This is a genomic window from Thermaerobacter sp. FW80, from assembly GCF_004634385.1.
Classification (GTDB): domain Bacteria; phylum Bacillota; class Sulfobacillia; order Thermaerobacterales; family Thermaerobacteraceae; genus Thermaerobacter; species Thermaerobacter composti.
On the sequence record NZ_CP037895.1, the window covers coordinates 1,764,534 to 1,779,047 of the forward strand.

The window sequence follows — 14,514 nt, forward strand, 5'->3', positions numbered from 1 at the left end:
GAGATGCCCCGGTGATGAGCGCGCTGGCCGCCACGGACCCCGAGATCCTCCGCTGGATCCGGGAGGAGCACCGCCGCCAGCGGGAGACCCTGGAGCTCATCGCGTCGGAGAACTTCACCAGCGCCGCCGTCCTGGAGGCCATGGGCTCCGCCCTCACCAACAAGTACGCCGAGGGCTACCCCGGCCGCCGCTACTACGGCGGTTGCCAGTTCGTCGACGAGGTGGAGGAGCTGGCCCGCCACCGGGCCTGCGCCCTCTTCGGTGCCGAGCACGCCAACGTGCAGCCCCACTCGGGCGCCCAGGCCAACATGGCGGTCTACTTCGCCACGCTCCAGCCCGGCGACACCATCCTCGGGATGGACCTGGCCCACGGCGGCCACCTGACCCACGGCAGCCCGGTGAACTTCTCCGGCCAGCTCTATCGCGTCGTGGCCTACGGGGTGGACCCCGAGACCGAGCGCATCGACTACGACCAGGTGGCACGCCTGGCGCGGGAGCACCGGCCGAAGCTCATCGTGGTGGGGGCGTCGGCCTACCCGCGGGTCATCGACTTCGCCCGCTTCCGCGCCATCGCCGACGAGGTCGGGGCCAAGGTGATGGTCGACATGGCCCACATCGCCGGCCTGGTGGCGGGTGGCGAGCACCCGAACCCGGTGCCCTTCGCCGAGTTCGTCACCTCGACCACCCACAAGACCCTGCGCGGCCCACGGGGCGGGTTCGTGCTGTGCCGCGCCGGCGAGGCGAAGGCGCTCGACAAGGCGGTGTTCCCCGGCATGCAGGGCGGGCCGCTCATGCACGTGATCGCCGCCAAGGCCGTGTGCTTCTACGAGGCCGCGCAGCCCGCCTTCCGCGCGTATGCCCGGCAGGTGGTGGCCAACGCCCGCGCCCTGGCCGAGACCCTGGCCGCCGAGGGGTTGCGCCTCGTCAGCGGAGGCACGGACAACCACCTGGTGCTGGTCGACCTGCGCCCCCTGGGCGTCACCGGGCGCGAGGCGGAGCAGGTGCTGGAGCGCGTGGGCATCACCGTGAACAAGAACGCGATCCCCTTCGACCCCCAGCCGCCCATGGTCACCAGCGGCATCCGGCTGGGCACCCCGGCCCTGACCACCCGTGGCATGGGGGAGGCGGAGATGCGGGAGATCGGCCAGCTCATCGCCGCCGTCCTGCGGCACCGGGACGAACCGGCCCAGCTGGAGCGGCTCGCCGACCGCGTGCGCGAGCTGGCCCGGGCCTTCCCGCACCCCTCGGGCGCGACGGCGGCCGAGGCGGCGACCCCGGCCTCCGCGTAGGAACGGGTCCCACGGCCGCGGTGATGGCCCGGACCACCGGCCGGGGCCGGCCCAGGCCGACCCGGGCCTCGCCGCGAAGCGCGGTTCCCCGTGCGGCCGAGCCGTGGCGGTTGCCTCCCTGAGCCGCCATCGTCGGCGGCGGCATGCGGTGGGCAGACTGGGCATCCGGGAGGGAGAGGGTGACCGCAGCAGCCCGCGTCGACGTCCACAGCCATCTGCTGCCGGGCCTGGACGACGGCGCCGCCGATTGGGACGAGGCCCTGACCCTGGCCCGCACGGCCGTCGCCGACGGTACGGCGCAGTTGATCCTGACGCCCCACGTCTACCCCGAGGTCTACGACAACCGGCCCGAGACCATCCGCGGCCTGACCGCGGAGTTCCAGCGGCGCCTCGACGCGGCGGGCGTCCCGCTCCGGGTGCGGCCGGGCAGCGAGGTCTTCCTCGTGCCGGAGACGGCGCGGGCGTGGCGGCGGGGTGAGCTGGTGCCGCTGGGCGGCGAGGGGCCGTACGTGCTGGTGGAGTGGAACATGATCGCGTTGCCGCCCTACGTCGAGGGGGTGCTCTTCGAGCTGCAGGCGGCGGGGGCGGTTCCGGTCGTCGCCCATCCCGAGCGGTACCTTCCCGTGCAGCGACGGCCGGAGTGGCTGGTTCCGCTGGTGGAGCGGGGGGTGTGGCTCCAGATCACGGCGTCCGCCCTCCTGCGACCGCGGCGGGACCCGGTTCGACGGACGGCGGAGTGGCTGGTGCGGCGGGGGATGGTCCACCTCATCGGCTCGGACGCCCACAATGCCCATCGCCCGCCGCAGCTGGCCGAGGCCTACCGGGAGCTCGGGCGCCTGCCTGGCGGTATGGAGACCCTGGCGGTGGTCGAACGGGCCACGGCCGCGGTGCTGGCCGGCGAGCGGATCGACCTGCCCCGGCCCGCGGTGCGGCGGCGACGGCGGTTCTGGCTCTGAGGCCGCGACGGCCTGTCACAACGCAGCCGGTTGCTCCCGGACCTCGAGGACCCGGTTGCCCTCGCCCAGGACCACGACGCGGCCGCGGAAGCCGGGGATCTCGTCCGGCGTCAGGTGAGCATAGGCGATGACGATGACCCGGTCCCCCGGGTGGACGAGCCGGGCGGCGCCGCCGTTGGCCGCCATCACGCCGGAGCCGGCGGGACCGGGGATCACGTAGGTCTCCAGGCGGGCCCCGTTGGTCACGTCGATCACCTGGACCAGTTCCCCCGGCAGGATGTCCGCGGCGGCCAGCAGCTCCCGGTCGACGGTCAGGCTGCCCACGTAGTGCAGGTTCGCTTCGGTGATGGTGCCCCCGTGCAGCTTGGCCCGCATGAAGGTCCGGAGCACGGCCGGTTCCCCCTCCCGGGATGGCGTTCTCGCCCGCCGTGGCGGCGGGGATGCGCGGAGCGGCGGGAGGCCCGCGACGGGGACGCCACGGCCGCCCGCGACGGCAGGCCCGGCCGGCGCGCGGCGCCAGGGCCGTTGCGGGGCGCGGTCGCCGCGCGGCGGCGCGGTTGCCGCTGGGCAACAATGTACCACGGGGCCGGGCCCATGGGGTCTGCGGAGGAAGGGGTGTCCGGTGCGCGATGGCCTACTGGCTGGTCAAGACCGAGCCGGCGGTCTACAGCTACGCCGACCTCGAGCGGGAGGGGACGGATTACTGGGACGGGGTGCGCAACAACCTGGCGCAGAGGTACATGAAGGCCATGCAGCCCGGGGACCTGGTGCTCGTGTACCACACGGGTGCGGAGAGACAGGCGGTGGGGGTCGCGGAGGTGGTGCGCGCGGCGTATCCGGATCCCACCGACCCCAGCGGGCGCTGGGTGGCCGTGGATCTCAAGGCGCGCCTGCGCCTGCCGCGGCCGGTGACCCTGGTGCAGATCAAGGCGGACCCGGCCTTCAAGGACTGGGAGCTGGTGCGAAACCCGCGCCTCTCGGTCATGCCCGTCCCGGAACCGCTGTGGGAGCGCATCATGCGCATGGCGGGGCTGGGGTCGGTGTAGGGGTCAACCGGAGGCGGTCATCCCGGCCGGTTCGTCCGGCTCGTAGGCCTCGAGCCACTCGATCACCCGCCGCGTGATCTGGCTCGGGGTGGACGAACCCGCCGTGACGGCGACGCGGCGCGCGCCCTTCAGCCACGCGGGGTCGATCTGCTCCGCGCTGTCCACCAGGTAGGCCGGCTTGCCGGCGATCTCCCGCACCACCTGGACCAGGCGGTTGGAGTTGTTGCTGCGCGGGTCGCCCACGACGATCACCACGTCGGCGTCGCGGGCCTGGCGCACGGCGGCCTCCTGGCGCAGCTGGGTGGCCAGGCAGATCTCGTTGTGGACCTCGGCGTGGGGGTAGCGCTCCAGCACCGCGCGGATCAGCGCCTCGGTGTCCCACTTGCTCAGGGTGGTCTGGGTGACCACGGCGACCCGCGGCGTGGTCGCCGGGTCCAGGGGCAGGGCGTCGAGGTCGTCGACGGTCTCGATCAGGTGCACGTGGCCGGGCGCCTCGCCCATGGCGCCCTCGGGCTCGGGGTGGCCCTTCTTGCCGATGTAGATGATCTCGAACCCTTTGGCCACGCGGTCCTTGATCAGCTCGTGTGTGCGGGTGACGTCGGGGCAGGTGGCGTCGATCCAGGTCAGCCCCTTCTCGATGGCCCGCCGCCGGACCTGGGGCGCGATGCCGTGGGCGGTGAAGATCACCGTGCCGCGGTCCACCTGTTCCAGCAGCGACAGGCGGTCTTCGCCGTCGAGCGTGTGGACGCCCTCCCGGGCCAGCTCCTCCACCACGTGGCGGTTGTGGACGATCATGCCCAGGATGTAGATGGGCCGGGGCAGCGTGGGGTCGGCGGCGGCCCGCCGCGCCAGCGCGATGGCGTCGACCACGCCATAGCAGTAGCCGCGGGGCGAGATCTTGATGACTTCCATGGTGGGCGGCCTCCTCTTCGGCCCAAGCGAGCACCGTTGGGCTCCTGCCGTGGCGGTGGCGCGGCCCGGCGGTCCGAGGACCTCGCCCCCAGTATAGGGGAAAGGGGCGGGGAGAGAATACCGCCGAAATGCCGCGGAAATGCGGCGCACGACCGGGCGCCGCGGGGACGTCGCCGAGCAGGCCTTGCAGACCGGCGCGCTGTTGTGTTACCAAGGAGGAGGCTGCAGCCCATCGTTCCGGCGAGTGCCCACAACTGGAACCGGCAGGCTCCGCAGGCCGGTTTTTTGTTTCCCCCTGGAACCCCAGGGTCTCCGATGCGGGCCTTGAGGGGCCCGCTCCCAGTCGCCTCCTCTCCATGCGAGGTCGCGCCCCATCCGGCACTGCCCTGCCTTGCTCGCCGGAATGGCCCACCATGACAAGCCACGGGGAGGTGAGCCGACGCGTGGCCCAGATCGTGGTGGACGACGTCTACAAGCTGTTCGGGCCACGCCCCCACGAAGCCCTCGCCCTGGCGCGCGCGGGCCGCTCCAAGGACGAGATCCTGCGGCGCACGGGCCACACCCTGGCGGTGGCGGGGGTCAGCCTGGCCATCGAGAAGGGCGAGATCTTCGTCATCATGGGGCTCTCCGGCAGCGGCAAGTCGACGCTGCTGCGTTGTCTCAACCGCCTCGTCGAGCCCACGGCGGGCCGCATCCTGCTGGACGGAGAGGATGTCACCGCGCTGCCGCCGCGCGCCCTCTTGCAGCTGCGGCGGGAGCGCTTCGCCATGGTGTTCCAGCACTTCGCCCTCCTCCCCCATCGCACCGTCCTCGGGAACGTGGAGTACGGCCTGGAGGTCCGCGGCGTCGACGCGAGGCGGCGCCGCCAACGCGCCCTGGAGGCGCTGGAGACGGTGGGCCTGGCCCAGTGGGCCGACAGCTACCCGGGGGAGCTGTCCGGCGGCATGCGACAACGGGTGGGCCTGGCCCGGGCACTGGCCACGGATGCGGACATCCTGCTCATGGACGAGGCGTTCAGCGCGCTGGATCCCCTGATCCGCCGCGAGATGCAGGACGAACTGCTCCAGTTGCAGGCGGAGCTGCAGCGCACCATCGTCTTCATCACCCACGACCTCAGCGAGGCCCTCAAGCTGGGGGACCGCATCGCCATCATGCGAGACGGCCGCGTCGTCCAGGTCGACACGCCCGAGGGCGTGCTGGCGCGACCGGCCGACGATTACGTGGCCTCCTTCACCGAAGACGTGGACCGGAGCAAGGTGTTCACGGCGCGCACGGTCATGCGGCGGCCGGAGACGGTGCGGGAGAGCGATGGCCCCCGGGTGGCGCTCCGCAAGATGGAGGAGCTGCAGCTCTCGTCGGTCTTCGTGGTGGACCGGGAGCGGCGCCTGCGGGGTCTGGTGACGGCGGACGACGCGCTCGAGGCGGCCCGGCGAGGGGAGCGGACCCTGGCTGCGGTGGTCCGGCGCGACGTCCCCACGTGTTCCCCCGAGACCACCCTCAGGGACTTGATCCCGGTCATCGCCCGCAGCGCGTGGCCCGTGGCCGTCGTCGACGAGCGGGGCCGGTTGGTCGGCCTGGTCGCCCGGGTGCAGGTCCTCGCGGGCATGGCCGGGGAGGTGGCGGTCAACCCGCCCGAGGGCTCCGGCGAGCCGGCGCAGGCCCACGGTCGCGACGACGGCGCCTCCACGGCCGGAGGGCGGAGCCAGTCCGCCGACGGCGGCGCCGGGCAGACGCGGGAAGGAGGGGATGTATCCGTTGCCGGTGGGGATCGGTGAGATCGACGTGCCGCTGGGGGAGTGGGTGGAGGCCGGGATCTACTGGTTGCTCGACGCCCTGGACCCCGTCTGGGACGCCCTGGCGCAGGGTGTCAGCGGTCTGGTGGATGCGACCACCACGCTACTGGTCGGCAGCCCTCCACTGCTGGTGATCGCCGTGCTGGCCACCCTGGCCTGGTGGCTGCGGGGACGGGGCTTCGGGCTGTTCGCCGCGGCCGCGTTCGTCCTGGTCGCGGCGATGGGCGAGTGGGAGCCGGCGATGCAGACCCTGGCCTTGGTGCTGGCGGCCACCGTGATCGCCGTCGCGTTGGGCATCCCCCTGGGGATCGCCGCCAGCCGGTCCCCCTGGCTGCGGGCGGTCCTGCGGCCCGTGCTGGACCTCATGCAGACCCTGCCGGCCTTCGTCCACCTGCTGCCGGCGGTGCTGTTCTTCGGCGCGGGCGTGGTGCCGGGCTTGCTGGCCACGGTGGTCTTCGCGGTCCCGCCGGCGATTCGCCTGACGGACCTGGGGATCCGCCAGGTGCCGGCCGACGTGGTGGAGGCGGGTCGCGCCTTTGGATCCACCCCGAACCAGATCCTGCGCAAGATCCAGCTACCTCTGGCCCTGCCGACCATCATGGCCGGTGTCAACCAGGTGATCATGCTGGCGCTGTCGATGGTCGTGATCGCGGGCATGGCCGGTGCGCCAGGCCTCGGGGCCGAGGTGGTCCGCGGCCTGACGGCGCTGGACATCCCGTTGGGCGTGGAGTCCGGGCTGGCCGTGGTGTTGTTGGCGGTATACCTGGACCGGGTGACGGAGGGGTTGGCCGGCAGGGTGTCTCGACGCGCGGGCGGTCGGGCACGGGACGCCGGCGTCCGGGCGGCGTGACGGTCCGGAGGCCGCGGCGCGCCAGCGGGCGGCCTGGCACCCGCGGGCGGGCTGGTCCTGTGGGAAGCCGCCGGTGGTCGCTCGCGGCGGGGACCGGCGGCGCGGGCCACGAAGGAGCGGGAGGTGGCACGATGCATCGCGATCGGAATCACCGGATTCGTCCACGACGGTGGCGCGGCGGGGGGTGGCGTCCATGGCTGGCCGGGCTGGTGGTCCTCGCCACGCTCCTGCTGGCGGCCTGCGGCGGGATGGGTCGCTCGGACGGGGCGGGGAACGAGGCCAAGGGGACCATCGAGATCGGCTACATCCCGTGGGACGAGGACATCGCCGTCTCCTACCTGTGGAAAGCGCTGCTGGAAGAGCAGGGATACCAGGTCAAACTGACGCAGGTCGAGGTGGCGCCGCTCTTCGCCGCGGTCGCCAACGGCAGCATCGACCTCTTCCTGGACGTGTGGATGCCCTCGACCCACGGCCAGTACATGGAGCGGTTCGGCGATCGGGTGGAGGTCCTGGGCACCTGGTACGACCAGGCCGACCTGGGGCTGGCCGTTCCGGACTACGTGGAGGCGCGCAGCATCGCCGACCTGCCCCGTTACGCCGACCGGTTCGGCAAGGGCATCGTGGGCATCGAGGCCGGTGCCGGCCTCATGCGCGTGACGCGGGAGAGCGCCATGCCAGGATACGGCCTGGACGACTGGGAGCTGGTCCAGAGCAGCACGCCGACGATGCTGGCGGAGCTCGAGCGGGCCATCCAGAACCGGGAGTGGATCGTGGTCACCCTGTGGCGCCCCCACTGGGCGTTTGCGAAGTACGACATCCGCTACCTGGACGATCCCAAGGGGCTGATGAATCCCGAGGGGGCGGAGAAGATCCAGATCATCGCGCGCCAGGGCTTCCGGGACGACTTCCCCGAGGTCGCCCGTTGGCTGGAGCGGTTCGAGTTGACCCTCGACCAGCTGGCGGCGCTGGAGGCGGCCATCCAGGAGCACGGCGCGGACCAGCCGGCGAAGGGCGTGGCGGCTTGGCTCGAGGAAAACCGCGGGCTGGTGGAGACGTGGCTCCAGTGAGGCGGGGGCCCCTGGCAGGTCGCGGCTCCGGTCCATGCCCGTGGGCGTCCCCGGGCCTTGACCCGACGCCCACGCCGCGCTGCGTGTGCTAACGTGGCCTGGGAGGCGGGAGCAGCGATGGACGGGAGGACGACCGACAACGCCCCCCGGCCCCCGGGGTCGCCGCCCTCCAGCGCGGCGGCCGAGGGGAGGGTGCGGGGCGAGGGCCTGCTGGGCCTGCTGGTCATGGCCTACGGGACGCCCCAGAGCCTGGACGAGGTGGAGCCCTACTACACCCACATCCGTCACGGGCGTCCGCCGACGCCCGAGCTGCTGCAGGAGCTGATCGACCGCTACAAGGCCATCGGCGGCCGGTCGCCGCTGCACGAGATCACGGAAGAACAGGCCCGCCGCGTGGCCGCGACGGTGGCCGAGCGCCTGGGCCGGCCGGTGTCGGCCTTCGTCGGCTACCTGCACGCTAAGCCCTTCATCGCCGAGGCCGTGGAGCGGCTGGTGGGGGCGCGGCCGCGCGAGGCGGTGGCGCTGGTCATGGCCCCCCAGTACTCGGCGGCCAGCGTGGCCCTCTACCAACAGGCGGCCCGCGAGGCGCTGGCGCGGCACGCCGGCGCACCGCCGGTGCACTTCATCGACCACTTCCACGGACACCCCGGCTTCGTCGCCGCCCTGGCCCGGCGGGTCGAGGCGACGCTGGCCGCATTGCCGCCGGACCGACGGGACGGCGCGGTGGTGGTCTTCACCGCCCACAGCATCCCCCAGCCCGTGGTGGACCGGGGCGATCCCTACCCGCGCCACGTGGAGGAGACCGCGGCCAAGGTGGCGGCGGCAGCAGGGCTCCAGCGTTGGCGGGTGGCCTACCAGAGCGCGGGCCGGACGGCCGACCCCTGGCTGGGCCCGGACGTGACCGACGTGATCCGGGAACTGGCCCGGGAGGGGGCGCGGGCGGTGGTGGCCTGCCCGGTGGGCTTCGTGGCGGACCACCTCGAGGTGCTCTACGACCTGGACATCGAGGCGCGGCAGGTGGCGGAGGAGGCGGGCGTGGGCTTCGCGCGCACGCCGTCGCTCAACGCCGATCGCGACTTCATCGAGGTGCTGGCCGACCTGGTCCTCGACCGCCTGGGCGCGACCCGGCACGAGGCCGCGGCGGCGGGAGCGCGCGCGGAAGACGGGGGGGAGCCGTGACGCCCATGGCCTCGCCGCTGCGACCAGGGACCGCGGCACTTCGCGTCGTCGTGGTGGGGGGCGGCATCGCCGGACTGGCGGCCGCCCTCCGCTTGTTGGAGCTCGCCCGGTCCCACGGCGCGAGCCTGGACGTGCGGGTGATCGAGGCCGCGCGGCGGGTGGGCGGGAAGATCCAGACCGAGCGGGTCGGCGGCTTCGTCATCGAACAGGGGCCCGATTCCCTGGTCACGTCCAAGCCCCACGGCCTCCAGCTGGTGCGCCACCTCGGGCTCGAGGACGACCTGGTGGCGCCCGGTCCGGCGGCTGGGCGCACCTTCATCGTCCACCGGGGACGGCTGCGGCCCATGCCGCAGGGGTTCTCCCTGGGCGTTCCCCAGAGCGTCCGGGCCCTCTGGGCGGCGTCGCTCTTCAGCCTGGGCGGCAAGGTGCGGGCCAGCCTGGAGCCCTGGCTGCCCCCACGGCGAGACGGGGCCGACGAGTCCATCGCCGCGTTCCTCCGGCGGCGCCTGGGCCGGGAGATCGCGGATCGGCTGGCCGCTCCCCTCCTGGCCGGCGTGGCCAGCGGCGATCCGGAGTCTTTGAGCATCCAGGCGACGTTCCCGCAACTGGTCCGTCTGGAACGCGAGTTCGGGAGCCTGATGCGGGGGATAGCCCGCCGGCAGCGCAGCGCGGGGACGAACGGGCCGGACCGGGACCCCGCGTCGCGCACGGCGCCGGATGGGGAAGGGGGTCGTCGGCCTGCGGCTGCGCACCCTTCGCCGTTCGTCACCCTGCGCGGGGGACTCGGCCGGTTGCCCGTCGAGGTGGCGCGGCGCATCGTGGCGCTGGGGGGCCGGATCGTCCCCGCCACGCGCGTCGTCGCGATGGAAGCGGTGCCGGCCGGTGCGGCGGGCGGCCGTCCGGCCGCATACCGCGTGCACGCCGCCGACGGCGGTCGGGAGACGGTGGACGGCGTCGTGCTGGCCGTCCCCGCCTGGGCGGCGGCCGCGCTGGTCGAGCCGTTCCTCCCCGCGGTGGCCGAGCGGCTGGCGGCGATCCCGTACAAGTCCACGGCGGTGGTGGCGCTGGCCTACCCGCAGGAGCGGGCCGGTCGGCTGGACGGAAGCGGCTTCATCGTGCCGCTGGACGAACAGCGGTTCGTCACGGCCTGCACCTGGGTCTCCAGCAAGTGGCCCGGCACGGCGCCGCCGGGGATGGCCTTGCTGCGGGCCTTCGTCGGCCGGCCGGGGGAGGACCCGCTGGTTCTTCCCGACGAGGAGCTGGTGGGGCGGGTGCGTGCCGACCTGGCCGAGCTGGCCGGGGTGGCGGGCGAGCCGGCGCTGGTGCGGGTCTACCGCTGGCCGCGGGCCATGCCGCAGTATCCCGTCGGGCACCTGGAGCGGATGGCGGCGGTGCGGGCGGCGCTGCAGGAGCACCCGCGGCTGGTCCTGGCCGGTGCGGGGTACTTCGGGGTCGGCGTCCCCGATTGCATCCGGCAGGGCGAGGCGGCGGCCGAGGCCTTGTGGCAGGCTCTCCAGGACCGGTCCCGGGCGCCCCTCGCCGGGCGATGAGCCGGCCCCCGAAGGGCGGGGCCCCGAGCCACGTCCCGCACGACGGGCCTGCGGGCGGCCTTGCGGCGGACGAACCCGCCCGACGCAGGACGAACCCGCCCGACCCCCGGTACCGATGGCGCACCCCCGGTGCCCATGGCGTGCGGCGGCGCCGTGGCCCGCTCCCCGACGGCTGGGGGGTGGGGGCGGCGACGCGACACCCTGCGGGCGGAGCGCACCGGCGGATCCCGGCCCGACCCTCAACTGACCGGACACGCCCGGAGGATGCGGTCGTCCCGGGGGCCCGGCTCGCCGCGCCCGTCGCGGTTGCTGGTTCCGAAGTAGACGCAGCCGTCGGGGCCGATCTGCACGGCCCGGATGCGTCCGTACCGTCCCTTGAAGAGTTCCTCCTCCTCGACCACCCGCACCCCCGACGAATCGAGGCGGACGCGCCGCAGGTGCCGCCCCGCGCTGTCGGGCGAGAATCCCAGGGTTCCGAAGAAGAGGCTGCCGTCCCACGCGCGGACGGGCCCGCGGTAGAAGGCGGCCCCCGCCGGGGCGATGATCGGGTCGTAGCTTCGCAGGGGCGGGGTGAAGCGGCCCCGGTGGCTCGCGGGGGCCACGGCATCGGGCCAGCCGTAGTTGGCGCCCGGTTCGATGCGGTTGATCTCGTCCCCCGCGTCGGGGCCGTGTTCGACCGCGAATAGGCGGCCCGTCACGGGGTCGAAGGCCAGCCCCTCCGGGTTGCGGTGCCCGTAGGAGTACACGGGGTTGTCGGGCCCCAGGGGGTTGTCGGGGGGAACGGAGCCGTCGGGGTTGAGGCGGAGGATCTTGCCGTGGAGCGAGCGCGGGTTCTGGGCCTGCGCCGCCGCGCGGGCATCGCCGGTGGTGACGTAGAGCTTGCCGTCGGGGCCGAACTCCAGCTGTCCGCCGTCATGGATGGACGAGGCGGGGATGCCGTCGAAGACCACCGTCCGGGCCACCAGCCGCGGGGACCGGGCGCCGGGGCCCGAAGCGCCGCCCGATGCCACGGCGCCAGGGTCGAACCGGAACCGCAGGACGCGGTTCACCGCGGCGCCGCGCCCGCGGGTCTGGTACGTCTGGTAGACGTAGACGTACGGCGGGTCCGGGAACCCGGGGTGGAGGGCGATGCCGAGGAGGCCGGCCTCCCCGATGGCCAGGGTATCGGGCAGGGAGGCCAGGCGGATCACCCGGTCGCCGTCCAGCAGGTTGATCCGGCCCGGCCGCTCGGTGAAGAACATCCGGCCCTCGGGGTCGAAGGCCATGTCCCAGGGGACCTCGAGGCCCGCGGCGACTTCCTCGACGCGCAGGACGACCCTGCCGCCCCCTGCGTCCCCCGTGCTCGGACCGGTGCCGTCGCCTCGCCCCGCGGGCGATCCCGGCTCGCCTTCCCCTCCCTGGGCGCCGCCGGCCGCCTGGGTGTCGTCGCCCGGCGGCGTGGCCGGTTCCTCCGCGGTCGGACCCGGCACCGTCCCGGTGGCGCTGCCGCCCGGAGGGGAGGCCGGTCCCGCACCGCCGTCCTCGGGTGCCCCAGCCGTATGGGCAAGCCAGGCCAGCGCGCTGGCGGCCACCAGTAGGATGGCCGCGACCGCCACCAGGCCCCACGGTCCGGGTTTCCCGGCGGGTGCCCCCGTGCTGCGCCACCGGCGCGGGTCGGGGACGCGCCGGCCGTCGGGTCCGCGGTGCGACGTCATGGACGACCCCCTCGTTGGGAACTTCGGGGCCGGGAGGATGGTTCCTGGTGATCCTCCGACGAACGCCGGCGGCGGTGGACGTGGAATGACCCGCCGTGTCAGCCCCTCTTCGATCAGCAGCGCGGGGAAGTGCTGGAGGCGGCGGTCGACCCCAGGCGATGAGGTGTGGGGCGCAGGCCGGCGTCGGGCATGCAGCCGGGCAAGGTGGCCGTTCGGGCCTCGGGTGGACCGGTGGTTCTGCGCCAGACCTCGCCTTCCCGGCGGTGAGCGGCAGCCGGTTCGTCCGGCCGGTTCGTGCCTCCGCCTCCTGAGGGCGCTGGGGTGTCGTCGGCATTGTCGGATCCCTCCTCCTTCCCCTCTCACAGCACCGGCGCAGGCCGACGAGGCTCGTGCGTGCCGGCTGAGCGGACTTCTCAGCGACCGCTCAGATGGCGCTCATGTGGGCCTCAGCCTTGCCTCCCATCCTGGAACCGGAAGGAGGCGACGGCCATGGCGACGACGGGAAGCGTGGGCGCCGTGAGACCGGCGCGGACGGTGGAGGGCATCAAGCAGCAGCACGGCGTGTTCACCGAGCCGCCCGTGGTGCGGTGGCTCTTCAGCGACACCCGCTCCGCCTGGATCTGGTTGGTGCTGCGGGTGTGGCTGGGATGGCGGTGGCTCGAGGCGGGACTCGGCAAGGTGGGCAACCCGGCCTGGACGGGCGACCAGGCGGGGGCGGCGGTGGCCGGGTTCCTGAAGGGGGCGCTGGCCAAGACCGCCGGCGAGCACCCGGACGTGCCCGCCTGGTACGCCTGGTTCATCGAGCGGGTGGCCCTGCCCCATGCACCACTCTTCGGGCACCTGGTGGCGTACGGCGAGGTCCTGATCGGCGTGGCGCTGATCCTGGGCCTGTTCACCGGCATCGCGGCCTTCGCCGGAAGCTTCATGAACGCCAACTTCCTCTTCGCTGGCACCGTGAGCAGCAACCCCGTGATGTTCATCGTTGCCACGTGGCTCGTGCTCGCCTGGAGGGTGGCCGGCTGGTATGGGGCCGACCGCTGGGTGCTGCCGGCCCTGGGTACGCCCTGGCAGCCTGGTGCGGTGTTCGCGGGACGGCGGCGGTAGCGACCGATCGGCAGCGTCGAGGGAGCCCCGGCGCTCGCCGGCGGTGGCGCCGGGCGGCGGCAGCCGGGGCTCCGCCCTTTCCGCCTGGGGGGTCAGGCGGGGAAGGCGGCGATGTCGCCATGCAGTCGGCGGTGGCGACGAAGTCCGCGACGGCGCCGGCCAGTGGCCGGCGCCGTCGCGCGGGCCGGGGACGGCCTGCCCGGCGTGCACCCGGCTGTGCAACGCACGGGCGCGGAGGCCACGGCGACCCCAGCGGCCGGAAGGGTGTCCGGATCATGCCCCCGCCGAGGCGCCCCGCCGCATTGACCGCCATCACGGCCCGCGGCGACAATGGGAGCCGGGGACTGCCGCGGCGGTACCGCTCCGAGGGGCGGAGGGAGAGCGCGTGGAGCGCATCCTGGTGGTGGACGACGACCCCGCCGTCACCAGCCTGCTCAAGCGGGGCCTGTCGTACGAGGGGTTCACCGTGGACACCGCGGGCTCCGGCGAAGAGGCGTTGAAGATCGCCCGCGAGCAACCGCCGGACCTGGTCATCCTCGACATCATGATGCCCGGCATGGATGGGATGGAGGTCCTGCGCCGGTTGCGGGCGGCCGACCCCGAGTTGCCGGTGCTGTTCCTGACGGCCCGGGACGCGCCGGCCGATCAGGTGCGGGGGCTGGAGGCCGGCGCCGACGACTACGTGGTCAAGCCCTTCACCTTCGAGGTCCTCGTGGCCCGCGTGCGGGCCCTGCTGCGGCGACGCCAGGCGGAGCGGCCCCAGGTCCTGCGCTTCGCGGACCTGGTGCTCGACACCGGTACCTACACCGCCCGCCGCGGTGGGCGCGAGATCCACCTGACCGCCCTGGAGTTCAAGCTCCTGCACGAGTTCATGCGCCACCCCCGGCAAGTGCTGCCCAAGGACCAGCTCCTGGAGCGGGTGTGGGGCTACGACTTCGGCGGCAACGCCAACGTCCTCGAGGTGTACGTCAGACAGCTCCGCCAGAAGCTGGAGGCGGAGGGGGAGCCCCGGTTGATCCACACGGTGCGGGGCGTGGGCTACGTGCTGCGGGAGGGATGAGCGCTGCCCCTGCG

At 73.7% G+C, this 14,514-nt stretch carries 13 protein-coding genes; 10 read left to right on the forward strand and 3 right to left on the reverse strand.

What is annotated here, in order from left to right:
• The first annotated feature begins 14 nt into the window (after nt 1-14).
• Together glyA and E1B22_RS07370 are read left to right on the forward strand one after the other, a co-directional pair.
• Nucleotides 15-1,289 carry a serine hydroxymethyltransferase gene (glyA, locus tag E1B22_RS07365; RefSeq protein ID WP_135226021.1) on the forward strand — a complete coding sequence of 425 codons (1,275 nt, stop codon included), beginning with the start codon at nt 15-17 and terminating at the stop codon, nt 1,287-1,289.
• A gap of 179 nt (nt 1,290-1,468) precedes the next feature.
• A complete protein-coding gene (locus E1B22_RS07370; protein WP_135225133.1) occupies nt 1,469-2,245 on the forward strand; it encodes a tyrosine-protein phosphatase in 777 nt (258 codons plus the stop codon).
• A 15-nt stretch (nt 2,246-2,260) separates the two neighbouring features.
• On the opposite strand, the gene panD is transcribed toward E1B22_RS07370, so the two are convergent.
• Nucleotides 2,261-2,635, reverse strand: coding sequence for an aspartate 1-decarboxylase (gene panD, locus E1B22_RS07375; protein WP_135225134.1), 375 nt, complete (start codon nt 2,633-2,635; stop codon nt 2,261-2,263).
• 239 nt (nt 2,636-2,874) lie between these two features.
• Between panD and E1B22_RS07380 the strand changes: the two genes are divergently transcribed.
• A complete protein-coding gene (locus E1B22_RS07380) occupies nt 2,875-3,291 on the forward strand; it encodes an EVE domain-containing protein (protein ID WP_135225135.1) in 417 nt (138 codons plus the stop codon).
• A 3-nt stretch (nt 3,292-3,294) separates the two neighbouring features.
• Here E1B22_RS07380 and E1B22_RS07385 read toward each other — a convergent pair whose 3' ends face one another.
• On the reverse strand, nt 3,295-4,203 hold the full coding sequence (locus E1B22_RS07385) for a 4-hydroxy-3-methylbut-2-enyl diphosphate reductase (RefSeq protein ID WP_135225136.1): 909 nt from the start codon (nt 4,201-4,203) through the stop codon (nt 3,295-3,297).
• 443 nt (nt 4,204-4,646) lie between these two features.
• Between E1B22_RS07385 and E1B22_RS07390 the strand changes: the two genes are divergently transcribed.
• The 5 genes from E1B22_RS07390 to hemG all read left to right on the forward strand — a co-directional run bounded on the left by E1B22_RS07390 (nt 4,647) and on the right by hemG (nt 10,642).
• Nucleotides 4,647-5,978 (forward strand): glycine betaine/L-proline ABC transporter ATP-binding protein, encoded by a 1,332-nt coding sequence (locus E1B22_RS07390; protein WP_135225137.1) that lies wholly within the window; start codon nt 4,647-4,649, stop codon nt 5,976-5,978.
• Nucleotides 5,959-6,846, forward strand: coding sequence for a proline/glycine betaine ABC transporter permease (locus E1B22_RS07395; protein ID WP_207669851.1), 888 nt, complete (start codon nt 5,959-5,961; stop codon nt 6,844-6,846). Before E1B22_RS07390 ends, E1B22_RS07395 begins: the two co-directional genes overlap by 20 nt.
• A gap of 131 nt (nt 6,847-6,977) precedes the next feature.
• Entirely contained in the window at nt 6,978-7,913 is a 936-nt protein-coding gene (locus E1B22_RS07400) for a glycine betaine ABC transporter substrate-binding protein (protein ID WP_135225139.1), read from the forward strand.
• A 117-nt stretch (nt 7,914-8,030) separates the two neighbouring features.
• Entirely contained in the window at nt 8,031-9,092 is a 1,062-nt protein-coding gene (hemH, locus tag E1B22_RS07405) for a ferrochelatase (RefSeq protein ID WP_135225140.1), read from the forward strand.
• Nucleotides 9,093-9,097: 5 nt separating this feature from the next.
• The gene (hemG, locus tag E1B22_RS07410) at nt 9,098-10,642 is read left to right on the forward strand and encodes a protoporphyrinogen oxidase (RefSeq protein WP_135226022.1); all 1,545 of its coding nucleotides are present in this window, start codon (nt 9,098-9,100) and stop codon (nt 10,640-10,642) included.
• 239 nt (nt 10,643-10,881) lie between these two features.
• Here hemG and E1B22_RS07415 read toward each other — a convergent pair whose 3' ends face one another.
• The gene (locus E1B22_RS07415; RefSeq protein WP_135225141.1) at nt 10,882-12,336 is read right to left on the reverse strand and encodes a PQQ-dependent sugar dehydrogenase; all 1,455 of its coding nucleotides are present in this window, start codon (nt 12,334-12,336) and stop codon (nt 10,882-10,884) included.
• 489 nt (nt 12,337-12,825) lie between these two features.
• Between E1B22_RS07415 and E1B22_RS07420 the strand changes: the two genes are divergently transcribed.
• Both E1B22_RS07420 and E1B22_RS07425 read left to right on the forward strand, forming a co-directional pair.
• Nucleotides 12,826-13,440, forward strand: coding sequence for a DoxX family protein (locus tag E1B22_RS07420; protein ID WP_243123237.1), 615 nt, complete (start codon nt 12,826-12,828; stop codon nt 13,438-13,440).
• A 385-nt stretch (nt 13,441-13,825) separates the two neighbouring features.
• Nucleotides 13,826-14,500 carry a response regulator transcription factor gene (locus tag E1B22_RS07425; RefSeq protein ID WP_135225142.1) on the forward strand — a complete coding sequence of 225 codons (675 nt, stop codon included), beginning with the start codon at nt 13,826-13,828 and terminating at the stop codon, nt 14,498-14,500.
• The last annotated feature ends 14 nt before the right edge of the window (nt 14,501-14,514 follow it).